This window comes from Polaribacter sp. HA6-7, from assembly GCF_055693625.1.
In genome coordinates this window covers 85,965-110,262 of record NZ_CM146338.1, presented here as the reverse complement: position 1 = coordinate 110,262, position 24,298 = coordinate 85,965, and the positions used below count along the sequence as shown (strand labels likewise).

Sequence of the window (24,298 nt, the reverse complement as noted above, 5' to 3'; positions counted from 1 at the left end):
TCTTGCCGTGATTTTATCGAACATCACCGGCTCTTTTTTACCGTCTCTTTTTAGTACAAACATTTTTCTATTTGGTTTTTTTTATTAATTATTAGAGCCCACAAAAACGTCCAATTTTTTAGGATACTCTTTTTACTACTTCTTATTTTGTATGAATTAACGCCTAAGAATAATCGGCGTTAATTTTATGTATTCTGATAATTAAAAATCAGAATCGAAACTAATACTTCCTGTTCCACCGGATTTTACACCGGCTTTTTGGTATTCTGATACTCTTTTTTCGAAGAAATTAGTTTTTCCTTCTAAAGAAATCATTTCCATAAAATCGAAAGGATTTGTTACATCGTAAACTTTGTCACATCCAAATTCTAATAACAATCTGTCTGTAACAAACTCTAAGTACTGAGTCATTAATTTTGCATTCATACCAATTAAACTAACTGGTAAAGATTCTGTAATAAACTCACGTTCTATATTTAATGCGTCTACAATAATTTCTGAAATACGCTCTTTTGGCACTCTATTTACCATGTGATTATTGTGTAAGTGTACAGCAAAATCACAGTGCATACCTTCGTCTCTAGAAATTAATTCGTTAGAAAAAGTTAAACCTGGTAATAAACCTCTTTTCTTTAACCAAAAATTGAACAAAATGCACCAGAGAAGAAAATACCCTCTACTGCTGCAAAAGCAATTAAACGCTCTGCAAAAGAATCAGATTCTATCCATTTTAATGCCCAATCTGCTTTTTTCTTAATTGCCGGAAAAACTTCGATAGCTCTAAATAAATTGTCTTTTTCTACTTCATCTTTAACATAAGTATCTATTAATAAAGAATATGTTTCAGAATGAATGTTTTCCATCATTATTTGAAAACCATAGAAAAATTTAGCTTCAGAATATTGTACTTCGTTTACAAAGTTTTCTGCTAAGTTTTCGTTTACAATACCGTCTGATGCAGCAAAAAATGCTAAAATATGCTTTATAAAATAACGCTCATCGTCTGTTAACTTAGATGTCCAATCTACAAGATCTGCTGTAAGATCAATTTCTTCTGCCGTCCAAAAACAAGCTTGTTGTTTCTTATACCATTCCCACAAATCATCGTGTTGGATAGGAAAAATTACAAAACGGTTGTCATTTGGTTGTAAAATAGGCTCTAATACAGACATTTTTTATTGAGATTTTTGAGAATTATTATTTGTTAAAACGAGTTCTACAAAGATTGGGTTTTTTGTTCCAAAATGAAAGTCATACTTATTCACAAATCCCTTGAAGTTTTTAACAAAAAGACAAAAATTATGATTTTCGTTAAATTTTAACACTATTTTATTTTACTAAAAATCAACCCATTAAAACAGTAAAATTAGCTAAACCATTGCTACTATTGACATTCTTAAAACGTAATTTAAAAAGTTTTTTTTATCAATTTTATTTCAGATTTGGTTTTTAAAATTAACTGTTTTCTCTTAATTAAATTTTCATTAAAAAAGGTTATTTAGAATTTTTAAAGATAACAGAAGACTATTTAAATTCTTTTTGCTACCCCATTTTTGAAGTATCTTTGCAAAAAGACTTTTCTAATGAAAAATAGGTTTCCAAAAATTGTACAAATTGCTATAATTTCTGTTTATTTAATATTTTTAGCGGGTTCTGTTGTTAGAATGACAGGTTCTGGAATGGGATGTCCTGATTGGCCAAAATGTTTTGGTTATTACATACCACCAACATCCGAAGAACAAATTACTTGGCAACCAAACACCAATTATAAAAAAGGAATTATAATTATAAAAGACGAAGTTTTATTTGTTGCAGAAAAAGACATACAAACTGCAACAGACTTCAACATTAATAATTGGGTAAACTATACAAAACACGATTACGCAAAATTTAACAAATACCATACTTGGACAGAATACATAAATAGACTTGCCTCTGTTTTATCTGGTTTTGTTTTTCTATTTTTAATATACAGTGCTTTTAAAAATAGAAAAAAAGACAAACGAATTACTTGGTTAGCTTTTGGCGCATTTTTTCTAATGCTTTTTGAAGCTTGGTTAGGTAAAACGGTAGTAGACACAAATTTAACACCTACAATTATTACCATTCATATGGTGGTTGGCTTGATAATTATTGCTCTTTTATTAAAATTAAATTTTATTGTTACTAATAAAAAAACAACTTTTAAATACAATTCCGTTTTTAACAAACTACTAATAGTTTCTGTAATTTTTTCTTTGATTCAAATTGCAATGGGAACCCAAGTAAGACAATTTATTGATGAGCAAGTAAAATTATATGGCTTCGAAAACAAGAATTATAGTTTAATGAATCCTAGTTTTAAATTTTACTTTCATAGATCTTTTACTATTGCAATTGTATTGGTAAACTTCGGTATGTTGTACTTAAACCAAATTAAAAACCTTGGTTATAAATTAGTAAATTGGATTGTTGCCTTAATTTTTATCGAAGTAATTTACGGTATTTTAATGTATTATGCAGAAATTCCTTTTGGTACACAAGCAGTGCATTTATTGGCAGGAGCAATTTTATTTGGTTTACAATTTTATTTATGGCTTCAAAGTAGAAAAACCATAAATAATTAATAGCTAATAATTTTTATTGATTTAAGGATGCGCGTTCACCCAAACTTCGCCATCAGAAAAGTGTTCTTTTTCCAGATTGGCACGGTTTCTTTTAAAGTATCAATAATAAATTCGCACGCTAAAAAAGCTGCTTTTCTATGCTTTGACGATACCGCAATAATTACCGGAATATCTCTTATTTGTAATTCGCCTTCTGCATGATGAACAGCTACTTTTTTTACATCAAATTTTTCGAGTGCTAAATCTGCAATTTTCTGCATTTCTTTTAGCGCCATCGGTTTATATGTAGAAAAATCTAACTTTTTTACTTCTTTGCCTTCTGTATCGTTTCTAACAGTACCTACAAAAACAGATATACCGCCGCAAGAATCGTCTTCAACAAAAGTATAACAAGCATTTAGATCTAATTTTTCTGATGTAATTTTTATTGAAGTTCTCTGCATAATTTTTTAAATCTAAAACAAGTTAAACGCTTTTAGCAAAAATAATAATTCATGATGTATCTTTGCAAACTAATATTTTATACTTCAAAAAAAATGAAAAGTGTCTTTAGAATTGTTAGCTTGTTAGAAGGGGTTTCTTATTTACTTTTACTTTTTATAGCAACACCTATTAAGTATTTACAAGGCGATGCTTCTTATGTAAAAATGTTAGGTATGCCACACGGAATTTTATTTATGTTGTACATTGTTTTAGCAATTGTTATTAAAAAAGAAATGAACTGGAACAATAAAACATTGGCTATTGTTTTAATTGCTTCTGTAATTCCTTTTGGAACTTTTTATGTGGATAAAAAATATTTAAGATAATTGCTAACCTCCGCTAACTGGCGGAATAATAGCAACAACATCATTTTCTTTTAAAATTAAATCGTCTTCTGCATATTCTTCATTTACGGCAATTGCATAAGAATTTATATTTTCTATTGACGGATGTTTCTCAATCAAAAATTGCTTAAAATCTTTGATTGAAAGATTGTTTTCTATGACAAAGTCTAATTGATTTTCTCCTATCAAATCAGAAGTAATACCAAAAAAGAGTGTTTTTATTTTCATGTATATTATTTAATTAAAAAGGCTAAATCTAAACAAAAAGCCATTTTCTGATACGCCATTATAGTTAGACATTACATAATCTAATCTTAAAAAGCGCCATTTACCAAAACCTAAATTATCTAAACCAACAGAATATTCTGTGTAAGGTTTTGCATCTGCCATTACCATTGCTTTAGAACCTGCTACCAAATAAAAATTAAGCTTATTTAGTAACGGAATTTTACCTAAAATTGCTCCTCTAAAATTATGTTCTAAATGAGCTTCTGCATATTTATCATTAGAGTACAGTTTATAATAATCTAACAAACCAAAACTACTAATTCCTGCGGTTTTTAAAGGATATGTTAATTCGTTTCCGTTGGGTTGTAAATAATCCATAAAAGCAATGTTTTTCTTTTTTAAGAAAATTCCTGCCCTTAAATTGTATCTAAAATTACCATAATTGCCTGCATTTACAAAATGATTAATATTTGTTGTAAATAAATCAGAATTTAATTCGGAATTAGAAGCTCCAAATCTTTTTCGATATCGAATACTTACAGTCGGATATTTATTATTTCCTATATTTTGCTTGCTATCCGGGTACGATAAGAATTTTTGACCAAAAACAAAACGTGTTCTTAAATCTATAGTTGCAATTTTATGCTCTACAAAAGGGGCCGTATTAAAACCTGAGCGATTTAAAGGATTGTTAGATGTATAACCGCCGTTTTCTTCTTTTGAGGTCCAAGAAAAATCTGTGGTATTAAATAGCGGTTTTCTATTTGCATATTCTAAAGTTCGGAAAAGTAAATTCCGTTTTTAATTTCTTGAGAATACGTAATTTCTGCAGCTTGTTTCTCGTAAATTTTCAAATAATTAAGATTACTCAATAACGAACTTAAAGAATTGTTTAACCTAGCTATAGGATTTCTTTCGTTAAACTGTGGTGTTGTAATACCAATTTTTGCAAATAATCTTGGTCTAGAAATATTGTTCCATTTTTTAGAAAAATACACAGATGGCCTTATTTTTTTCTCAGAAAAACTATAATTAGCATTTACACCTGCACTCCACCACTTACCGGTATCATTTAAAGATTTAAAATAATTAAACCCAACACCTGTATAAAAACCTTGCACTGTATTAAATCCTGTTCTTAACAAAGGGCCGTTGTAAGAAAAAGATTTATCTTCGAAAGTATTATTAAAACTGTAACCAGTTATAGGATCTAACCAACCAAATTTATTGCCTTTTGCATCAATAGAATCTAAATATTTTTTAGATTTTCTTAGCACCTTAATACTATCTTTAACTTTATAATCTGTTACTTCTTCTAATGTTAAAGGAATTGGTCTTAACTTATTCCAGAATAAAGTATCTTTTTTTGTGGCGCTTTCTTCAAAAGACAAAACCTCATTTGTAAAAGTTGTTTCTGTAAAGTTTGGGTTAAAATTATATTCAGAATAGGTATAAGAGAATTTTCCGCTAGGTTTAAAACCCGAGAAAATTTAAATCGAAATCTAATGTTTGATTTATTAAAACCCAACCTTTTATTTCTTCGGAATAATTAAACCCTTGAGTTACTTTTAAAGTATTTACAATTGGAATGTTAGTTTGCGCGCCGGTTGTGGTAACATCTATACCGTACAACGCCCAATCGTCTTCAACAATATAAATAAAACCTTCAAAAACTCGGTCGTTTTTACGTTTTGGTAAAAGTTGTATTTTATTTATTAATTTTTGATTTTTATCATAAAAGGTTCCTACCAATTTATAGTTATAATACGTAAAAGCGTTTGTAGAAATAGGAGAAACTAAACCGTTAAAAATTTCGATACTATTTTCGTATAAATCTAAATTAGACTCTTCTGCTCTATTAAAACTTACACCATTATCTTGACCAGACACTTTAGACGCAACAATTTTTTCTTTAAATTTTTTCGGCTTTTTTGAAATGAGATCTTAGAAAATGTTTCAGATAAATAAATAATTCCGCTTCTTGTAGAATCTAAACCTCCACCAAAATCGCCCATACTTTGTCCGAAAAATTTTTCTGGCGCATCTTTAATTCTTGTCAAACCTCTAGAGTAAAACTTAGCAGTATAATTTGCATACTTTTCTGTATTCTTATCTTTACTTTTTATAGCGTTTCTAATTATTCTATTTGCAGGATTGTCTTTTGTAGAAATAACTATTTCGTTTAATTGCACATTTTCTTCTTTTAAAACGGCATTTAATTGAAAAGGAAAGCTTGTAATTGTTATTTCCTTTTTTAAAGTTGTAAAACCTATAAACTGAAAAATTACAGTATACTTTCCAGGTTTTTTTAGGTTTAAAAGATAGTTTCCTTCTTCATTAGTTGTAGTTCCTGTTATTGTATTGTTTAAATAAACACTTACAAAAGATAACGGATCTCCTTTTTGGTCTGTAACAGTTCCTTTTACTTGTGCTTTTAAAGAAAATGCAATGCATAAAAAGAAAATTAAAGTAATTTTTTTCATAAATAATTGAGGTTGATTGCTGCAAACTTAATTTTTAAATGCTTAGCAAATGTTTAATATTTGTTAAACGAAATATAAAATGTTCACAAAAAAGTAAGACTACTATTTTATGTAAATGGTTGCCTATTATTTATTTTTAGTGGAATCTCTAACTACTAAATCTGTATCTAAAACTACTTGTTTATGAGTTATCAACTTATTTGCCTTTCTACTTTTAATTTCTTTAAAAAGTAATTTAAACGCTTTTTTACCCATTTCTAATCCTGGTTGATTTATAGTTGTTAGGCTTGGTGATATCACCGAAGCCATAAACCAATTACTAAACCCCACAATATTTATATCTTCTGGCACTTTTACGCCTCGATCGTTAAATTCTTTCATAGCACCAATTGCAACTAAATCTGTGTTTATAAAGATTCCGTCAACATCATCATGATCTTTTAAAAGTTGTTTTGCATTGGCTTTTCCTTCTTCAAAACTCATATCACCACATTCACAGGTGTAAACCAAAGAAACATCAAACTCTAAATCGTTATCTAACAACGCTTTTTTATATCCTAAAAATCGATCAATAGAATTTTGAGGAAGCAAAGGGCCTCTAAAGTGAGCAATTTTCTTACAACCTATATCTATCAAATACTGTGTTGCAGTATAAGCGGCTTTTCGATCATCAATAATAACTTTAGAACATTTTACAACTTTAGCTATTTTATCAAACATCACAATAGGTGTTTGCTGATTTATAACTTTATTTAAATGTGAAAAGTCTGATGTTTCATTCGCTAATGAAATTAAAATTCCGTCAACTCTTTTTCTAAGTAGTAAATCGATTTGTTTTTGTTCTAATTCATACGATTCGTTTGATTGAAGAATAATAACCAAATAACCTTTTTTCTGCTTGCGCTATAATACCTTTAATTACAGATGAAAAAAAGTGATGCACAACCACCGGAATAATTAAACCTATAGTTTTAGATTCTTTAGTTCTTAAGTTCACCGCAAAAGAATTTGGCTGATAATTTAACAACGCGGCGGTTTCTCTAACTAGCTTTCTTGTTTTTTCACTAACATCTGGGTATTCTTTTAATGCTTTTGACACCGTTGTGATAGAAATACCTAACTCTTCTGCAATATTTTTTAATGTTACCAAATCTTAATCTGTTGATTTAAATTAAATTAGTACTCAAATATAAGCAATTAAATAAATCGAAAACGTTTTCGGTAAATCGAAAACGTTTTCGATTTATTAATTTGATAAAAAAATTGGGTTAAAATTTAACTTTACTTAAGAAATGATTAACTAATTATTAAATTCACAATCAAAAAAATGAAAAAACTAACAAATCTTAAAGGTTTACTTTTAATGTTATTCCTAGCAGGGACATCTACATTATTAGCACAATCTAGTATTTACGGAACAGTAAAAGACCAAAACGGAGAATTAATTCCTGGTGTAAACATCATTTTAAAAGGAACCACTATAGGAACAAGTTCGGATTTTGATGGAAATTATGAAATTAAAAACATTAAAGAAGGTGTTTATACATTAGTTGCTTCTTCTTTAGGTTTCGACAATTTTACAAAAGAAGTTAATTTTAATTCTCCTAAAATTGTTTTAAACATCGTTATCGTAGAAAATGCACAATCATTAGATGAAATTATAGTTACTGGTGTTGTTAACCCAAAATCTAAAATAGAATCTAGTATTTCTGTTTCTACAGTTGGTATTAAACAAATAGAACAAGCTTCGCCAAGATCTGCTGGTGAACTTTTTAGAAACATACCTGGTATTCGTGCAGAATCTTCTGGTGGAGAAGGTAATGCAAACTTTAATGTACGTGGTGTACCAGTTTCTTCGGTGGATCTAGATATTTACAGTTACAAGAAGACGGTCTTCCACTAATGCTATTTGGAGACACTTCTTTTGGTAATGCAGATAACTTTTTACGTATAGATTCTAATGTAGGTAGAGTTGAAGCAATTAGAGGTGGTTCTGCTTCTACACAAACTTCTAATGGTCCTGCTGGTATTATAAACATGATTAGTAAAACTGGTAGAACAGAAGGTGGTACAATCGGTGCAACTTATGGTTTAGACTTTCAATCTAGTAGATTAGATTTTGAATATGGTACACCTATTAGCGAAGGATTGTATTATCATGTTGGTGGTTTTATGCGAGTTGGCGAAGGACCAAGAAACATTGGTTACCAAGGTAATAAAGGTGGTCAAATTAAAGCCAATATAACAAAAGAGTTTAAAAACGGTTATGTACGTACTTATTTTAAATACTTAAACGATAAAACAGTTATGTATATGCCAATGCCAGTAAGTTTAACGGGTACAAATGCAAACCCAACTTTTGGAAACTTACCTGGTTTTGATATTACTTCAGATTCTCCTCATTCTGTAAATATCCAGAATACATATAGTGTATACGATGGAAATCCTACTCAAAACGATATGAGAAGCGGTAACAACCCAGTAAGTTCGGCAATTGGTGCAGAATTCTCTTTTGATCTAGGTGATGATTGGAAAGTAAACGGTAAAGCAAGATATTCTAACAATTCGGTCAATGGAATGCTCCTTTTACTGCTAACGTTGGTACTGTAGCAGAAATAGAAGCTTTAGTTAGAGGTGCTTCGGTGCAACTGGTGCTTTAACTTATAAAGACGGAACACCATTTAATCCTGCAAACGGATTAGCACAAGATATTAGATATTTTGATGTTACTATCGAAGATTTAAGCAACTTTTTTAGCGATGTAAAAGTTACCAAAGCAATTAATGATAATATAGGAGTAACAGTTGGTATGTTCTCTGCAACACAAAACACAAAGATTGGTTGGCAATGGAGTTCTGCTATTTCTGAAGTAGCAGGAGACGGTAAAGCTAGACTTGGTATTTTCGAAGGATTTTCTGAAGGTGGTGCTTATTCATATGGTCAGCCAGTTTGGGGTAACTGTTGTCAAAGAAAATACAATACAGTACACAATGTAAATTCTCCTTATGTAGGTGTAGATGCAGAAATTAATGAAAAATTAAATTTTGATGGTAGTATCCGTTTCGAAAACGTTAATGTTAATGGTTCTATCAATTACGGACAATTAAGTAATTTAGATGCAAACGGAGACTTAATCGGTTTTGATTATGATAGTGATGGTGAAATTAGTGACTTTGAATCTACAATACCAACTATAGCTGGTAACCCAGGACAAGCAATTAGCGACAATTATAATTTTATTTCTTACTCTGCTGGTTTAAATTATAAAATCAACAACGGTACTGCTGTTTTTGGTAGATATAGTAAAGGTGCTTCGGTAGAGCTGCAGATAGAAATAATTACGGAACAGATGGTTTGGGAGATGTTCAATTTGATGAAATTTCTCAATTCGAAGTTGGTTTAAAAAAGAGATTAAACAACGGAGTTTTAAATGTTACTGGTTTTGTAAGTAATACAGACGAAGGTATTAGTAACGAATTAAACAGAACAGTTGGTAATCCATTTAAAGCATTAGGTTTAGAAGTTGAATCTGCATTAAGTTTTGGTAACTTCGGTATAAATGGTTCTGTTACTTATACAAAAGCAGAAATTGATGGTGGTGCAAATCAAGGAAACACACCAAGAAGACAAGCAGATTTTGTTTATAATCTAGCGCCAACATATTCTTTTGGTACCAGTAAGCAACACTTATTAGGAATTACAATTTTAGGCACATCAGAATCTTACGCACAAGATGATAACGATTTAGTTATGCCAGGTTACGCATATATAAACGCTGTAGCAAAAGTAAGTTTAACTAAAGGATTATCTTTAAGTGTAAACGCTAACAATTTATTTGATACAATAGGTGTTACAGAAGTAGAAGGAAACGGTAACATTGCTGGTGGTTTAGCTGCAGCAAGAACAATTTCTGGTCGTTCTACAACAATGACATTACAATATAGTTTTTAAAGTTTGAGTTAATAGTAAGTTTGGTTATTAAGAAAAGGGCCAACGTACATTCTGTTGGTCCTCTTCTTATTTTAAAAAATCATTTAAAAATTATACCATAATGTTAAAAAAACCTAGCCTAAGTTTTTGGCAAATATTAAACATGAATGTTGGATTCTTCGGAATTCAGTATAGTTTTGGCTTACAACAAAGTGCAGTTACACCAATTTACGATTTTTTAGGTGCAAGTCCAGATCAAATTCCAATTTTACATCTTGCTGGTCCTGTAACAGGTTTATTAGTACAACCAATTATAGGAGCATTAAGTGATAAAACCTGGAGCCCAAGATTCGGACGAAGAAAACCTTATTTTTTAATTGGCGCAATTTTGTGTAGTCTAACATTATTTGCTTTCCCTTTTAGTAGTTCTCTTTGGATGGCAGCCGGCCTTTTATGGATTTTAGATGCTGGTAACAACACCGCAATGGAACCTTATCGAGCACTAATCGCCGATAAATTAAACACAGAACAACAACCTTTAGGCTTTCAAATGCAAAGCTTTTTTACAGGTTTAGGACAAGTTTTGGCCAATTTATCTCTATTTATTTTTCCATTAATATTTATAGGAACAACTGGCGCATTACCAACTTGGGTTTACGCATCATTTTTCTTAGGTGCTGTTTGCTCTATAGCAACTATTCTTTGGAGTATTAAAAAAACTAAAGAAATTCCGCCAACAGAAGAAGAGCTAAAAAAACTAAGAGAAAAGAAAAGTATTTTAGAACCGCTAATAGAAATATTTTCTGCAATAAAGCACATGCCAAAAGTTATGTGGCAGTTAGCATTGGTTTATTTATTTCAATGGTATGCTTTATTTTGTTATTGGCAAAATTCTTCTAAAAGTGTTGCCCTTTCTGTTTGGAATGCGACTCGAGAAAACAAAGAAGCCTATAGCGAAGCTGTAAGCTGGACAGGTTTAGTTAATGGTTGGTATAACGTTGTTACATTTTTAGTAGCATTTGCATTGGTTGGTTTTGCTAAAAAATTCAGTCCTAAAAAAGTACACGCTTTCTGTTTAATAATTGCCGCAATTGGTTTCTTAGCATTCCCGTATATCGAAAATAAAAATTTATTATTCTTTGCAATAACAGGCTTTGGTATTGGTTGGGCAAGCATGATGGGTATTCCTTATTTAATGGTTGTTGCCGATATTCCTAAAGAAAGGTATGGCGTTTACATGGGCATTATAAACATGATGATTGTAATTCCAATGATAATTCAAACATTATCGTTTGGTTATATCTTAAAAAACTTTTTAGATAACGATCCTCGAAACGCAATAACCTTTGCAGGCGTTTTACTAATCATCAGTGCAATTTTTACGCTTTTTATTAAAAGTAAAAGCAATTTAAAAAATAAAATTTTGAACAATAATAGAAATATAGACATTTTATGTGTTGGTGAAGTACTAGTAGATTTTATTGGTCATCAAACAGGTGTTTTAATTAACAATACAAGAGACTACCATAGATATCTTGGTGGTTCGCCTACAAATGTAGCAATGAATGCAGCAAGATTAGGGCTTAAACCAGTAATGGTTTCTACCGTTGGTAACGACGGTTTTGGCGAATACATTTTTAAAAGATTAAAAGAAGTTGGTGTTAATATAGAAAATATAAAGGTTTTAGAAAACAAACCTACAAGTGTAATATTTGTTTCAAAATCTGAAGGAACGCCGGATTTTATACCTTTTAGAGATGCCGACAGATATATCACTAAAGATCAAATATCCAAAGAAACATTATCAGATTCAAAAATATTTCATACTACTTGTTTTGCTTTAAGTAAAGAACCTGCACAAAGTACAATTCTAAAAAAAGCAGAAGAAGCGTATAAATTAGGTTGTAAATTAAGCATCGATTTAAATTACGCAAAGAAACTTTGGGAAAGTAGAGATCAAGCTTTTAAAGTGATTGAAGCTTACTGTAAATTAAATCCGTTAATAAAAATTAGCGAAGATGATATGCTACGACTTTTTGAAAAAGAACTTCCTCATGATCAAATATTTAAGTTTTTTCATGATTTAAATGTAGATACAGTTTGTTTAACTTTAGGTCAAGACGGTGTAAAATTATCTAAAAAAAACAAAAAGGTAATTGCTTTACCTGCCATTAAAGTTGACAAAGTAATGGATACAACGGGTGCAGGAGATGCTTTTTGGTCGGGCTTTTTATTTGCTTACATAAAAGAAAAACCAATAGAAGAGTGTTTAAAAGTAGCATTACAACTTGCGGCATTAAAATTACAAAACGTAGGTAGATTACCGAGACAACATTAATATTTTATCTAAACTTTTAGAATAATAAACAAATGAAGCTAGAAGAAAATAAAACTTTTAACGGAGTTATGTTAAACGCATACCCGGATAGTATTGGAGAGAAATTAACAGACACTATTAATATGCTTAAAATGCCAGAATTTAAAGATGTTTTCTCTTTATTCTACATTTTACCCACATTTTTTAATAGCGATTTAGATAGAGGTTTCTCTATAATCGATTACAATTTAAATACTAATTTGGTTTCTAAAGATGATTTAAAAGCTTTAGAAGAACTAAACATAATGCTAAAATTCGATATCGTTTTAAATCATTTATCTGTAGCTTCACCTCAATTTAAAGATTTATTAAAAAACGGAGAAAAATCTAAATACAAAGACTTTTTATCAATTGGAATTCTTTTTGGGAAGGTAACGGAACAAAAAATGAAGATGATATAATAATTCCTAAAAAAGAATTTTTAGATAAATTGTTCATGAGAAAATCTGGACTTCCAATATTAAAGGTTCCTTTTCCAGACGGCACTAAAAAACCTTATTGGAACACTTTTTATCAAGACATAACATATCATAAAATTTCTTCTGAAGAAATATGTAAAATCACTAGTTTACCCTTAAACAAGGCTGCAATAATTTCAGAAAAAATAAACACAGCATTAGAAGCTAATCAAGATTTATCAACTATTAATTTTGATGATTTTAATGAGTTTAAAAATGATGTTTTAAACTTTGTTAATCAAAAAGCAACCTATTTAGGTCAAATGGATGTGAATGCAAAATCTGAACTTGTTTGGCAGTTTTACGAAGAAACTTTAGCCAAAGTTAAAAGTTTTGGTTGTAAAATTTTAAGATTAGATGCTTTTGCTTATTTACATAAAGAAATAGGACAAACAAATTTTTTTAACAAACCTGGCACTTGGACATATTTAGACAGAATTAATGAAATTGCTAAAAAAAACGACCTTATTTTATTACCAGAAATTCATGCAGAATATGGTTTAAATTTACATGATGAAGTTGCAAAAGAATCCTACCAAATTTATGATTTTTTCTTACCTGGTTTAATGATTCACACCCTAGAAAAAGCAAACAACAAAGCGCTTTTAACTTGGATAGACGAAATTATAACTAAAAATTATAAAACCGTTAACATGTTAGGTTGTCATGACGGTATACCTGTTTTAGATTTAAAAGGAAAAGAAGTTAACGGTAATTACAATAAAGGTTTACTAAAAGACGCCGAAATCGAAACTATAATGAATACAATTATGGACAGAGGCGGAAGAGTGAAAAATTTATATGATCCGTCAGGAAAAAAATATCTTACTACCAAATAAATGCAACATTCTTTAGCGCTCTAGGCGAAAGTGAAGAAAAATTATTATTAGCTCGAGCAATTCAATTATTTATGCCTGGTATTCCTCAGGTCTGGTATTTAGATATTTTTGCTGGTAAAAATAATTATGCTGCAGCAGATAAAGGCGGAAGCGGTGGTCATAAAGAAATAAACAGAACAACGCTTTCAAATAAAGACATCGAAGAAGGCTTAAAAAAAGATATTGTTAAAAACCAACTTAAACTTATGCGTTTAAGAAATACTTCTAGCGCTTTTTTAGGTAAAATATCTTGTAGTGCTTCCAAAGAAAATGAATTAGAAATTACATGGACAAACAAGAATGAGTTTGCAAGATTATCTGCAAATTTAAGTTCTTTAAATTTTTCTATAAATTATTCAGAAAACAATAAGATTACAAAACTGGTTTTTTAAACAACTCTAGAATCGATTATTCTTTGTTATTTAATATGGTCTTTCATTGAAAACCCTATCTTTGTATGCTTAAACAAGCAAACAAATATTATATGAGTGATTCTAGAAAAAGACACGAAGCCTTAGTATATCATGCAAAACCAAAACCAGGAAAAATTGCGGTTGTTCCTACAAAAAAATACGCAACACAGCACGATTTAGCTTTAGCGTATTCTCCTGGTGTAGCAGAACCTTGTTTAGAAATTGCAAAAGATAAAAATAACGTTTATAAATATACTGCAAAAGGAAACCTAGTAGCTGTAATATCTAATGGTACAGCAGTTTTAGGTTTGGGTGATATTGGCCCGAGACGCCTCTAAACCTGTAATGGAAGGTAAAGGATTACTTTTTAAAATTTTTGCAGATATTGATGTTTTTGATATTGAAGTAGACGCTACAGACGTAGATCAATTTATACAAACGGTTAAGGCAATTGCTCCTACTTTTGGAGGAATTAATTTGGAAGATATTAAAGCTCCAGAAGCTTTTGAAATCGAAAGAAGGTTAAAAGAAGAGTTAGACATTCCGGTAATGCACGATGACCAACATGGTACTGCAATAATTTCTGCAGCTGCTTTAAAAAATGCCATCGATATTACAGAAAAAGACATTAGTAAAGTTAAAATTGTAGTAAATGGTGCCGGTGCCGCTGCAATTTCTTGTACTCGTTTATACTTAAAATTAGGTGTAAAAAGAGAAAATGTTGTAATGTGCGACAGTAAAGGGGTTATTAGAAAAGATAGAGGCAACTTAACTTCTCAAAAAGAAGAATTTGCAACCGACAGAGACCTTAATACTTTAGAAGAAGCAATGCAAGATTCTGATGTATTTATTGGTTTATCAAAAGGGAATATCGTTTCGCCGGAAATGCTTTTATCAATGGCAAAAAACCCAATTGTGTTTGCAATGGCAAACCCTGTACCAGAAATAGAATATGATGTTGCCATAGCCACAAGAAAAGATATAATTATGGCAACAGGTAGATCAGACCATCCTAATCAAGTTAACAATGTACTTGGTTTTCCTTTTATTTTTAGAGGAGCTTTAGATGTAAGAGCTACAAAAATTAACGAAGAAATGAAGCTTGCCGCAGTGCATGCATTAGCAGACTTGGCAAAAAAATCTGTACCAGAACAGGTAAATATTGTGTATGATGAAGTAAGCTTAACTTATGGGAAAGAATACATCATTCCAAAACCTTTTGATCCAAGATTAATTTATGAAATTCCACCAGCAATTGCAAAAGCAGCAATGGATTCAGAGTTGCTCTAGAACCAATTTCAGATTGGGATAGATATAGAGAAGAATTAATGGAACGTTCGGGTTACGGAAGTAAAGAAATTAGACTTTTGCATAACAGAGCAAAAAGCAATCCTAAGCGTGTAGTTTTTGCAGAGGCAGATCATTTAGATGTTTTAAAAGCAGCACAAAGAGTTCATGAAGAAAAATTAGGAAAAGTAATTTTATTAGGACGAAAAGAAGTAATTCTAGAACTGAAAGAAGAAATCGGTTTTACTGCAGATGTGCAAATTATAGATCCTAAAACAGACGAAGAAAAAGAAAGAAGAATCCGTTTTGGAGAAGCTTACTGGAAAACACGTCAAAGAAAAGGTAGAACTTTTTCTGAAGCTAAAAAATTAATGCGAGAACGTAATTATTTTGCAGCAATGATGGTAAATGAAGGTGAAGCAGATGCTTTAATTACCGGATATTCTAGACCTTACCCAACGGTTGTAAAACCAATGTTAGAGTTAATAGAAAGAGACAAAGATGTTACTAAAATTGCAGCTTGTAATTTAATGTTAACAAAACAAGGACCTTTGTTTTTAGCAGATACAACCATTAACCAAAATCCTTCGGCTAAAGAATTGGCTAAAATTGCTCAAATGACAGGTAAGTTTGTAAACATGTTTGGTATGAAACCAAATATTGCTATGTTATCTTACTCTAACTTTGGATCTTCAACTTCAGAAACTTCTAAAAAAATTAGAGAAGCGGTATCTTATGTGCATCGTCACTTTCGAGAAACGGTTATCGACGGAGAAGTACAAGCAGATTTTGCTTTAAATTCTGAAATGCTTGCTAAAGAATTTCCGTTTTCTAAATTAAATGGTAAAAAAGTAAATGTTTTAATTTTTCCTAACTTAGAATCTGCAAATATTACTTACAAATTATTAAAGCAAGTAGAAGGCGCAGAATCTATTGGACCCGTAATTTTAGGTTTTAACAAACCAGTACATATTTTACAATTAGGTTCTAGTGTAGATGAGATGGTAAATATGGCAGCATTAGCTGTTGTAGATGCACAACAAAAAGAAAAAGAAACAACAAATAAAAAGTAGTATTTTAGAAGCCTGAAAAAGATAATTTTATGATTACACAAGTTAGAGGAAGACTCGTAGAAAAAAGCCCAACCGAAGTTGTAGTAGATTGTAACGGTGTTGGTTATTTGCTTCATATTTCTCTAAATACATTTTCTGCATTGCCTGCAGATGAAAATATAGTTCTGTATACGCATCTTTCTATAAGGGAAGATGCGCATACACTTTTTGGATTTATCAATAAAACAGAAAGAGCCGTATTTAAATTCTTAATTTCTGTATCTGGTGTAGGCCCAAGCATTGCTAGAACAATGTTGTCTTCTATGACTTCGGAAGAAATACAACAAGCAATAGCATCAGAAAACGTAAAATTAATACAATCTGTAAAAGGTATTGGGGCAAAAACAGCCCAAAGAGTTATTGTAGATTTAAAAGATAAAATCTTAAAGACTTTCGATATCGACGAAGTTTCTGTAACAGTAAGCAATACAAACAAAGAAGAAGCGTTATCTGCTTTAGAAGTTTTAGGCTTTCAAAGAAAACAATCAGACAAAATAATAACAGCAATTTTAAAAGAACATACAGATGCTTCTGTAGAAAAAATTATAAAATTAGCCTTAAAAAGTTTATAATCAATTGGGTACAATTTTTAAAAATACGTTTTTATTAATAGCAATTATCTTAACGGTAAGTTTATCTACTTATGCTCAAGACACTACAGAAAAAGACTCAACAAAAGTTAACAAAGACAAAGTAGATTTACGTTACGATTTTAAAAGCACCCAAAAAGGTGGTTTATATTTAGATGATTTATCTAAAAAAGAAATCATTTTTGATAAAGTTTTAAATAAATATGTAATTGTAGAAAAAATTGGGAATTACTACACAAGAACTCCTATTTATTTATCACCTAGAGAGTACCAACAATATCGATTAAAAAGAGATATGTTGCTTTACTTTAAAGATAAAGTGAGTGCAACAAACGGTAAGAAAAAAGGTTCTAAAGAAGCACAAAAAGATTTATTGCCAACTTATTATGTGAACAACAAGTTTTTCGAAACCATTTTTGGCGGTACAGAAGTAAAAGTAACACCAACTGGTAGCTTAAATTTAAAGTTAGGTTTTATCTATCAAAACACAGATAATCCGCAAATATCCGAAGAAAATAGAAGTAATTTTACTTTTGATTTTGATCAGCAAATTAACGCAAGTATAAGAGCTAAAGTTGGTAGTAGATTAGAGTTTACAGCAAATTACGATACACAAGCCTCTTTCGATTTTCAGAATTTAGTTAAAGTTGGTTTCGAACCAAACGAAGACGACATCATACAAGGTTTAGAAGCTGGTAATGTATCTATGCCAATTAAAAACTCTTTAATAAACGGAGCCCAAAGTTTATTTGGTGTAAAAACCGATTTAAAGTTTGGTAACACCAATATTACTGCAGTGTTTTCTCAGCAAAACTCAGAAAGCAAAACCGTTGTTGCAGAAGGCGGTGCATCAATACAACCTTTCGAATTAAGAACTACAGATTACGATAATGACAGACACTTTTTCTTATCGCAATATTTTATAGATAATTATGCAAATTCGCTTAAAAATTACCCGTTAATTAATAGCCCAATTAATATAACAAGAGTAGAAGTTTGGATAACGAATAGAAACGCAAGTACAGAAGATTACAGAAGTATTGTTGCTTTTGCTGATATTGGCGAATCGGAAAACCAAGTTTTGGTTGATGAAAATGGTGTTGTATTAAACCCTGCAATTACACAACCACAAGTTGCTGGTAATAATTTACCTTTTAATGGTGCAAATAGAATTGGTACAGAAATTATTCCTGCAGGCGGTATAAGAGATATTTCTACTGTTGATAGCTCTTTGCAACCATACAACATGCAAAACGGAACTAATTATTCGGTTTTAGAAAATGCTAGAAAATTAGATGCAAATGAATATCGACTAAATCCGCAATTAGGTTTTATTTCTTTAAATAGAAGATTAAACGATGGTGAAGTTTTAGCTGTTGCTTATGAATATACAGTAGCGGGTAACGTTACAGGAAGTACAAAAAACTCTTTTAAAGTTGGTGAGTTTTCTAATGATGGTATACAAGCACCTAACAATTTAGCGGTAAAATTATTGCGATCAGAAATCTTACAAACAAAAAGAACAAATGTAACTACCGGAGAAGATGAAGCTTTTCCTACTTGGCGTTTAATGATGAAGAACGTATATGCTTTAGGCGCTTTTCCGTTAACTCAAGATGGTTTCCGTTTCGAAATTCAATACAGAGACGATCAAACAGGTATACCTTCTAATGTTTTACAAAATGCTGCAACCGTAGGTATTTCTAACTTACCTTTATTACAAGTTTTAAAATTAGATCAATTAGATCAAAGTCAGTTTAGATCGCCGGATGGTTTTTTCGATTATGTAGAAGGAATTACCGTAAATTCTGAAAACGGATTTATCTTTTTCCTGAACCAGAACCTTTTGGTAACGATTTAGCAGACGAATTAACAAACCCTGCAGATGAAGATTTTATATTTAAAGAATTGTATTTAAATACTAAAATCAACATTAAAAATAACTTTCAGAATAAAGACAAATACTTTTTAAAGGGATATTTTAAATCAGAAAATTACGGCGGAATACCAATTGGCGCTTTCAATGTTCCTAGAGGTTCTGTTAGAGTTTCCGCTGGCGGAAGACAGTTGGTAGAAGGTGTAGATTATGTTGTAGATTATTCTTTAGGAAGAGTACAAATTATCGATCCGGGTTTACAAGCTTCGGCGTTCCTATTAGCGTATCTACAGAAAATAACGCTGTTTTTAATCAGCAAAGAAAAACTTTTTGGTATTGATGTAGAACACAAATTTTCTGAAGATTTTGTGGTTGGTGCAACTTATTTAAATATCGAAGAAAGACCTTTAACACCTAAAGTTAATTTTGGTGCAGAACCTATTAACAACACCATGTTAGGGTTTAACTTTAATTATGCTACAGAAGTGCCTTATTTTACAAAACTGGCAAACAAATTACCGTTTGTAGATACAGATGCGCCTTCTAATTTATCTGTTCGTGGTGATATGGCTTATTTGATTCCTGGAACACCAAGCGGAATTGACGTAACAGGTGCAGCAACTTCTTATATCGATGATTTTGAAGCGTCGCAAGTGCCAATTAGTTTACTTTCTTCACTAGATTGGTATGAAGCGAGTACACCTAAATACTTTCCTAACTTTAACGGAGAAAGTGATGGGTTATCTTACAACTATAAAAGAGCAAAATTAGCTTGGTACAGCGTAGATCAAATATTTTACGGTGTTGGTGATACGCCTGCAAGTATTGATGCTGACGAACTTTCTAGAGCAGAAACAAGACAAATTAATTACAGAGAATTGTTTCCTAATGTACAATTAGATATTACGCAAAACTCTTTAGTTAGAACTTTAGATTTAGCTTATTTTCCGGCAGAAAGAGGTTCTTATAATTATGATCCTGCAGCAACAATACAAAACGATAAAGTAACATTACCAAACCCGAAACAAGATGGGGAGGAATTATGCGACCTTTAACAACAAATAATTTTGATCAAGCAAATGTAGAGTATATGCAATTCGGATTATGGATCCTTATCAAAATTACTCTATCACAAACGAAGAAGGTTTACCTGCTGGTATAGACCCAAACAATCCAGCAAATCAAGTTGGAGATTTGTATATAAATCTTGGTAATATTTCTGAAGATATTTTGAAAGACAACCGTAAAATGTACGAAAACGGTTTACCAGAAGATGGTTTAAAAGTTAATGGTAATAATGTTAATAGAACTACTTGGGGAGATGTTCCTAGAAATCCATCGATAATTTATGCTTTTAATGAATTAGATGATGCAAGAACAAACCAAGATATTGGTTTTGATGGTTTAAATGATGATGAAGAACGTAATTTACCAGGCATTGGACAATATGCAAATTTAACAGATCCTGCGGCAGATAACTTTCAGTTTTTTAGAGGATCAAATTTAGACGCAATAAACGCATCATTAATAACTAGATATAAAGATTACAATAATACTCAAGGTAATTCGCCAACCTTAAATCAATCTACAGAACCTTACCCGACATCTTCTACAACGTATCCAGATACAGAAGACATCAACAAAGATCAAACAATGAATACTGTAGAAAGCTATTATGAATATAGAATTTCTATGAATCAGAATGATTTAAGAAAAGGAGTTGGTTATATTGTAGATGAAAAAACAACAACGGTTACTTTAGAAAACGGAAATACACAACAAACAAAATGGTATCAATTTAGAGTTCCCGTAAGAAGCGGAACACCTGTAAATGGTATTTCTGATTTTAATAGTATTCGTTTTGTAAGAATGTTTTTAACCAATTTTAGAATGCCAGTGGTAGTACGTTTTGGTGAATTAGATTTGGTTAGAGGTGACTGGAGAAGGTATGTGAGAACTTTAGATCCAACTACAAACCCAGATAGAGAATTAACCCAAGACGAACTAAATGATTTTGAAGTTGGTGTTGTAAGTATAGAGCAAAATGAAGGAAGTTATATACAACCACCAGGTATCGAAAGAGAGCGTTTACAAGGTAGTACAACAGTACAATTGCAAAACGAACAATCGGTTACTCTAAAAGTTACTAGATTAGAACCAGAAGAAACAAGAGCTATTTACAAAAACATTAGTGTAGATTTAAGACGTTTTAAGCAATTAAAAATGTTTATGCACTTACAAGAAATAGAAAGAGAAGCTGTTGTTAACGATAATGAATTAGCTGCTGTAATAAGATTAGGAACCGATTTAAATGAGAATTTTTATCAAATAGAATTGCCTTTAAAAGTTACAAAAGCCGGAACATCTGCTTTAGACATTTGGCCGAAGCAAATAATTTAGATGCCTTTTTAGAAACTTTTGGTAAGATAAAATTAGAAAGAAACAATGTTAACTTTCCGGTAAACGAAATTTATCAATCTCAAGAGCAAGACCCAGATTTACCATATACAATTAGTGTAAAAGGAAACCCAACTTTAGCACAATTAAGAACAATAATGTTAGGTTTAAAAAACATTTCTTTATCTCCTAGAAGTGCAGAAGTTTGGTTTAACGAACTTCGATCTGCTGGTTTTGACAATAAAGGTGGTTGGGCTGCTGTTATTAATGCAGATGCTAATTTTGCTGATGTTGCAAACGTTTCTTTAGCCGGAAGCATGTCTACAATAGGTTTTGGTAATGTAGAAGATAGAGTAAACCAACGTAGTTTAGACGAGACAAAACAATACGATGTTGCTACAACTGTTAATTTAGGCAAGGTTTTAACGCCTAAAAAATGGGGAATTCAATTACCTATGAGTTATAGTATCGGAGAAAAGTTTATTGATCCAAAATACGATCCGCAGTACCAAGATGTAACTTTAGAAGATGCTTTAGAACAAAACCCTAATAGCGAGTTTTCTAGAGATTATACTAAAAGAACAAGTATTAGTTTTATCAATGTAAAGAAAAACAGAAATCCGAATTCAACCAAAAAACCAAAGTTTTATGATGTTGAAAATATTTCTGTTTCTTATGCTCATAACAAAGAGTTTCATAGAGATTACAATATTCAAAAATATGTAAACGAAAACGTAGTTGCAGGTGCTACTTACAACTACAATTTTCAGTCAAAATCTATAGAGCCTTTTAAAAACATAGGTTTTTTACAAAGCAAATATTTAAAACTAATTAAAGATATTAATTTCAATCCGATACCATCTACAGTTTCAGTAAATTCTAGAATTAATAGAAATTTTACAGAACAACAATCTAGAAATTTAGTTGCAGGTTTATCTGATCAACCAGCATTAAAACAACGTAGATTTTTATTTGATTGGGATTATACCGTTGGTTTCGATTTAACAAAGTCACTTCAGTTTAACTTTAATGCAACCAACAGTTACATTTACGATACTTTTGATACGAATGAAGATATTCAGATTTTTGATGATTTCTTTAACACAGGTAGAGCAAACCATTATCATCAGAAGTTAAACGGAACCTACCAGTTACCCATAAATAAAGTCCCATTTTTAAGTTGGGTAAAAGCAGATTATGCGTACACAGCAGATTTTGATTGGCAAGCTGCAGCACAAAGTACAATAGATGTAAATGGTACCGATGTTGCTTATGTAGATTTGGTTGGTAATGTTGTACAAAATGCAAACACGCACAATTTAAATACAACTTTAACTTTCGATAAGTTCTATAAAAGTTTAGGTTTCGAAAAATTACTATTATCTAAAAATCAAAGAAAAAATGCAAAAGGAATTTCAGAAGTGGTTTACCTCCTGCTCCTGGACGAGTTAATTCTAAGAAAAAATTATCGGTAGGTAAGCAAATTTTAAAAGGTGTTTATGATGTAGTTACCTCTGTAAAACAAGGTAAAATAAGTTATTCAGAAAATAATGGTCAGTTTTTACCAGGTTACACAGAAGACATTGGCTTTTTAGGTGGCGCACCAACTTCTTTTGCTTTTGGTAGCCAAGTAGATATTAGAAATAAAGCATTACAAAACGGTTGGTTAGTTGGTCCAAGAGATCCAGATAATAGCGAGTATTATAATAAAACCTACAGCAGAACTCATTACAATAAATTAGATTACACTTTTACAGTTAAGCCTTTTAAAGATTTAAATATTGATGTGAGAGGTAATAAAATTAAAACAAGAGATTTATCTCAGCAATTAGATGTCATCGAAAACGGCACAACAAACGGAGCATTAGATTTTAGTGCCCCAGCTTTTGAAACAGGAAACTTTAGCACGAGTCATTCTATGATTGCAACTGCTTTTAAAGACGGTGATGCGCTTTTTGAAACTATGAGAACATATAGATCTGCAATTTCAGAAAGATTAGCAGCAGAAAACGGAGGAAACTCAACTGGTTACGGTAGCAATAGTCAGCAAGTTTTATTACCTGCATTTATGGCTGCATATTCGGGTTCTAGCCCGGATAAAGTGAATACTAGTTTGTTTAGAAATATTCCGATACCAAATTGGACTCTAAGATATACTGGACTTATGAAATTAGATTTCTTTAAGAAGAACTTTAGCAACTTTGTAGTTTCTCATGGTTACAAATCTTCTTACACGGTTTCTAGTTTTACAAATAATTTACAATACGATTCTAATAATCCGTTTAGCACAACAAATTCTTCCGAAATTACGAGCGCGAATTATTAATTTCTGCTGCAACTCTAGTTGACGAATTTTCTCCGCTAATTAAAGTTGACATGAAAATGAGAAACTCTTTTTCTTTAAGAGGAGAAGTAAAAAGAGACAGAACATTAACAATGAATTTTAACAACAGCACCTTAACAGATATAAAAGGAACAGAATATATCTTTGGTTTGGGTTATGTTTTTAAAGATGTAAAGGTAAATACTCGTTTTACAGGTAAAAAGACAACTCTTAAAGGAGACGTTAATTTAAGAGCAGATGTTTCTTTAAGAGATAATTTAACACAAATTAGATCTGTAGATGAAGATAATAATCAAATAAGTGGCGGACAAAGATTATTTTCTATTAAATTTGCAGCCGATTACAGATTGAGCGCAAATTTAACGGCATCGTTTTATTACAATCATCAAACATCTAGATATGCTATATCAACCACTTTCCCGCGTCAAGCAATAAATGGTGGCTTTAACATTATCTATAATTTAGGAGGAAATTAAAAACAATAAACAACCA

At 31.0% G+C, this 24,298-nt stretch carries 19 protein-coding genes and 6 pseudogenes; 17 read left to right on the top strand and 8 right to left on the bottom strand.

The window, feature by feature from the left end:
• Positions 1 to 201: 201 nt before the first annotated feature.
• A pseudogene (locus tag ACZ1HD_RS00670) lies at positions 202 to 1,172 on the bottom strand (ribonucleotide-diphosphate reductase subunit beta).
• 411 nt (positions 1,173 to 1,583) lie between these two features.
• Between ACZ1HD_RS00670 and ACZ1HD_RS00665 the strand changes: the two are divergent.
• Positions 1,584 to 2,606: a COX15/CtaA family protein gene (locus ACZ1HD_RS00665; RefSeq protein WP_472688338.1), complete on the top strand. Its 1,023-nt coding sequence runs from the start codon at positions 1,584 to 1,586 to the stop codon at positions 2,604 to 2,606.
• Between the two features lie 35 nt (positions 2,607 to 2,641).
• Here ACZ1HD_RS00665 and ACZ1HD_RS00660 read toward each other — a convergent pair whose 3' ends face one another.
• Entirely contained in the window at positions 2,642 to 3,049 is a 408-nt protein-coding gene (locus ACZ1HD_RS00660; RefSeq protein WP_472688337.1) for a molybdenum cofactor biosynthesis protein MoaE, read from the bottom strand.
• Positions 3,050 to 3,142: 93 nt separating this feature from the next.
• Here ACZ1HD_RS00660 and ACZ1HD_RS00655 point away from each other — a divergent pair, with 93 nt between their 5' ends.
• A complete protein-coding gene (locus ACZ1HD_RS00655) occupies positions 3,143 to 3,415 on the top strand; it encodes a DUF3817 domain-containing protein (protein WP_077810807.1) in 273 nt (90 codons plus the stop codon).
• Between the two features lie 3 nt (positions 3,416 to 3,418).
• Here the strand turns inward: ACZ1HD_RS00655 and ACZ1HD_RS00650 are convergent, their stop codons facing one another.
• From ACZ1HD_RS00650 to ACZ1HD_RS00625, 6 genes and pseudogenes are all read right to left on the bottom strand, one after another.
• Complete coding sequence (locus ACZ1HD_RS00650; protein WP_340931618.1) at positions 3,419 to 3,661, bottom strand: MoaD/ThiS family protein; 243 nt, start codon at positions 3,659 to 3,661, stop codon at positions 3,419 to 3,421.
• Between the two features lie 9 nt (positions 3,662 to 3,670).
• Positions 3,671 to 5,151 (bottom strand): annotated as a pseudogene (locus ACZ1HD_RS00645) (DUF5686 family protein).
• A complete protein-coding gene (locus ACZ1HD_RS00640) occupies positions 5,135 to 5,551 on the bottom strand; it encodes a DUF5686 family protein (RefSeq protein WP_472688336.1) in 417 nt (138 codons plus the stop codon). Before ACZ1HD_RS00640 ends, ACZ1HD_RS00645 begins: the two are co-directional and overlap by 17 nt.
• Entirely contained in the window at positions 5,527 to 6,144 is a 618-nt protein-coding gene (locus ACZ1HD_RS00635) for a carboxypeptidase-like regulatory domain-containing protein (protein ID WP_472688335.1), read from the bottom strand. Before ACZ1HD_RS00635 ends, ACZ1HD_RS00640 begins: the two co-directional genes overlap by 25 nt.
• Before the next feature lie 126 nt (positions 6,145 to 6,270).
• The gene (locus tag ACZ1HD_RS00630; RefSeq protein WP_472688334.1) at positions 6,271 to 7,026 is read right to left on the bottom strand and encodes a substrate-binding domain-containing protein; all 756 of its coding nucleotides are present in this window, start codon (positions 7,024 to 7,026) and stop codon (positions 6,271 to 6,273) included.
• Positions 6,992 to 7,294 carry a LacI family DNA-binding transcriptional regulator gene (locus ACZ1HD_RS00625; RefSeq protein ID WP_472688333.1) on the bottom strand — a complete coding sequence of 101 codons (303 nt, stop codon included), beginning with the start codon at positions 7,292 to 7,294 and terminating at the stop codon, positions 6,992 to 6,994. Before ACZ1HD_RS00625 ends, ACZ1HD_RS00630 begins: the two co-directional genes overlap by 35 nt.
• Positions 7,295 to 7,471: 177 nt before the next feature.
• On the opposite strand from ACZ1HD_RS00625, the gene ACZ1HD_RS00620 reads away from it, so the two are divergent.
• From ACZ1HD_RS00620 to ACZ1HD_RS00550, 15 genes and pseudogenes are all read left to right on the top strand, one after another.
• The gene (locus tag ACZ1HD_RS00620; protein WP_472688332.1) at positions 7,472 to 8,047 is read left to right on the top strand and encodes a carboxypeptidase-like regulatory domain-containing protein; all 576 of its coding nucleotides are present in this window, start codon (positions 7,472 to 7,474) and stop codon (positions 8,045 to 8,047) included.
• Positions 8,047 to 8,754: a hypothetical protein gene (locus ACZ1HD_RS00615; protein WP_472688331.1), complete on the top strand. Its 708-nt coding sequence runs from the start codon at positions 8,047 to 8,049 to the stop codon at positions 8,752 to 8,754. The genes ACZ1HD_RS00620 and ACZ1HD_RS00615 overlap by 1 nt, the downstream gene beginning before the upstream one ends.
• A 100-nt stretch (positions 8,755 to 8,854) precedes the next feature.
• On the top strand, positions 8,855 to 9,547 hold the full coding sequence (locus ACZ1HD_RS00610; RefSeq protein ID WP_472689414.1) for a TonB-dependent receptor domain-containing protein: 693 nt from the start codon (positions 8,855 to 8,857) through the stop codon (positions 9,545 to 9,547).
• Positions 9,499 to 10,095, top strand: a complete 597-nt coding sequence (locus ACZ1HD_RS00605) for a TonB-dependent receptor domain-containing protein (RefSeq protein WP_472688330.1) — start codon at positions 9,499 to 9,501, stop codon at positions 10,093 to 10,095. The genes ACZ1HD_RS00610 and ACZ1HD_RS00605 overlap by 49 nt, the downstream gene beginning before the upstream one ends.
• Positions 10,096 to 10,195: 100 nt before the next feature.
• Positions 10,196 to 11,488: pseudogene (locus ACZ1HD_RS00600) on the top strand (MFS transporter); the annotation flags it as partial.
• Between the two features lie 9 nt (positions 11,489 to 11,497).
• Positions 11,498 to 12,412 (top strand): carbohydrate kinase family protein, encoded by a 915-nt coding sequence (locus ACZ1HD_RS00595; protein ID WP_472689413.1) that lies wholly within the window; start codon positions 11,498 to 11,500, stop codon positions 12,410 to 12,412.
• A gap of 32 nt (positions 12,413 to 12,444) precedes the next feature.
• On the top strand, positions 12,445 to 12,852 hold the full coding sequence (locus tag ACZ1HD_RS00590; RefSeq protein WP_472688329.1) for a hypothetical protein: 408 nt from the start codon (positions 12,445 to 12,447) through the stop codon (positions 12,850 to 12,852).
• 35 nt (positions 12,853 to 12,887) lie between these two features.
• The gene (locus tag ACZ1HD_RS00585) at positions 12,888 to 13,748 is read left to right on the top strand and encodes an alpha-amylase family protein (RefSeq protein WP_472688328.1); all 861 of its coding nucleotides are present in this window, start codon (positions 12,888 to 12,890) and stop codon (positions 13,746 to 13,748) included.
• A gap of 71 nt (positions 13,749 to 13,819) precedes the next feature.
• On the top strand, positions 13,820 to 14,179 hold the full coding sequence (locus ACZ1HD_RS00580; protein WP_472688327.1) for a hypothetical protein: 360 nt from the start codon (positions 13,820 to 13,822) through the stop codon (positions 14,177 to 14,179).
• Between the two features lie 92 nt (positions 14,180 to 14,271).
• Positions 14,272 to 16,560: pseudogene (locus ACZ1HD_RS00575) on the top strand (NADP-dependent malic enzyme).
• Between the two features lie 29 nt (positions 16,561 to 16,589).
• Positions 16,590 to 17,171, top strand: a complete 582-nt coding sequence (gene ruvA / locus ACZ1HD_RS00570; RefSeq protein WP_079737899.1) for a Holliday junction branch migration protein RuvA — start codon at positions 16,590 to 16,592, stop codon at positions 17,169 to 17,171.
• A gap of 4 nt (positions 17,172 to 17,175) precedes the next feature.
• Positions 17,176 to 20,120, top strand: a pseudogene (gene sov / locus ACZ1HD_RS00565) (T9SS outer membrane translocon Sov/SprA).
• A 49-nt stretch (positions 20,121 to 20,169) separates the two neighbouring features.
• Positions 20,170 to 22,937 (top strand): annotated as a pseudogene (gene sov, locus ACZ1HD_RS00560) (T9SS outer membrane translocon Sov/SprA).
• Positions 22,938 to 23,248: 311 nt separating this feature from the next.
• The gene (locus ACZ1HD_RS00555) at positions 23,249 to 23,788 is read left to right on the top strand and encodes a hypothetical protein (RefSeq protein ID WP_472688326.1); all 540 of its coding nucleotides are present in this window, start codon (positions 23,249 to 23,251) and stop codon (positions 23,786 to 23,788) included.
• 56 nt (positions 23,789 to 23,844) lie between these two features.
• On the top strand, positions 23,845 to 24,282 hold the full coding sequence (locus ACZ1HD_RS00550) for a hypothetical protein (RefSeq protein ID WP_472688325.1): 438 nt from the start codon (positions 23,845 to 23,847) through the stop codon (positions 24,280 to 24,282).
• The last annotated feature ends 16 nt before the right edge of the window (positions 24,283 to 24,298 follow it).

Excerpts from the sequence above, each read along its gene's own strand:
- ACZ1HD_RS00620 (WP_472688332.1), top strand. The coding sequence starts at position 7,472 with ATGAAAAAACTAACAAATCTTAAAGGTTTACTTTTAATGTTATTCCTA.
- ACZ1HD_RS00650 (WP_340931618.1), bottom strand. The coding sequence starts at position 3,661 with ATGAAAATAAAAACACTCTTTTTTGGTATTACTTCTGATTTGATAGGA.
- ACZ1HD_RS00615 (WP_472688331.1), top strand. The coding sequence starts at position 8,047 with ATGCTATTTGGAGACACTTCTTTTGGTAATGCAGATAACTTTTTACGT.
- ruvA (WP_079737899.1), top strand. The coding sequence starts at position 16,590 with ATGATTACACAAGTTAGAGGAAGACTCGTAGAAAAAAGCCCAACCGAA.
- ACZ1HD_RS00585 (WP_472688328.1), top strand. The coding sequence starts at position 12,888 with ATGAGAAAATCTGGACTTCCAATATTAAAGGTTCCTTTTCCAGACGGC.
- ACZ1HD_RS00590 (WP_472688329.1), top strand. The coding sequence starts at position 12,445 with ATGAAGCTAGAAGAAAATAAAACTTTTAACGGAGTTATGTTAAACGCA.
- ACZ1HD_RS00635 (WP_472688335.1), bottom strand. The coding sequence starts at position 6,144 with ATGAAAAAAATTACTTTAATTTTCTTTTTATGCATTGCATTTTCTTTA.
- ACZ1HD_RS00550 (WP_472688325.1), top strand. The coding sequence starts at position 23,845 with ATGAGAAACTCTTTTTCTTTAAGAGGAGAAGTAAAAAGAGACAGAACA.
- ACZ1HD_RS00655 (WP_077810807.1), top strand. The coding sequence starts at position 3,143 with ATGAAAAGTGTCTTTAGAATTGTTAGCTTGTTAGAAGGGGTTTCTTAT.
- ACZ1HD_RS00660 (WP_472688337.1), bottom strand. The coding sequence starts at position 3,049 with ATGCAGAGAACTTCAATAAAAATTACATCAGAAAAATTAGATCTAAAT.
- ACZ1HD_RS00665 (WP_472688338.1), top strand. The coding sequence starts at position 1,584 with ATGAAAAATAGGTTTCCAAAAATTGTACAAATTGCTATAATTTCTGTT.
- ACZ1HD_RS00580 (WP_472688327.1), top strand. The coding sequence starts at position 13,820 with ATGCCTGGTATTCCTCAGGTCTGGTATTTAGATATTTTTGCTGGTAAA.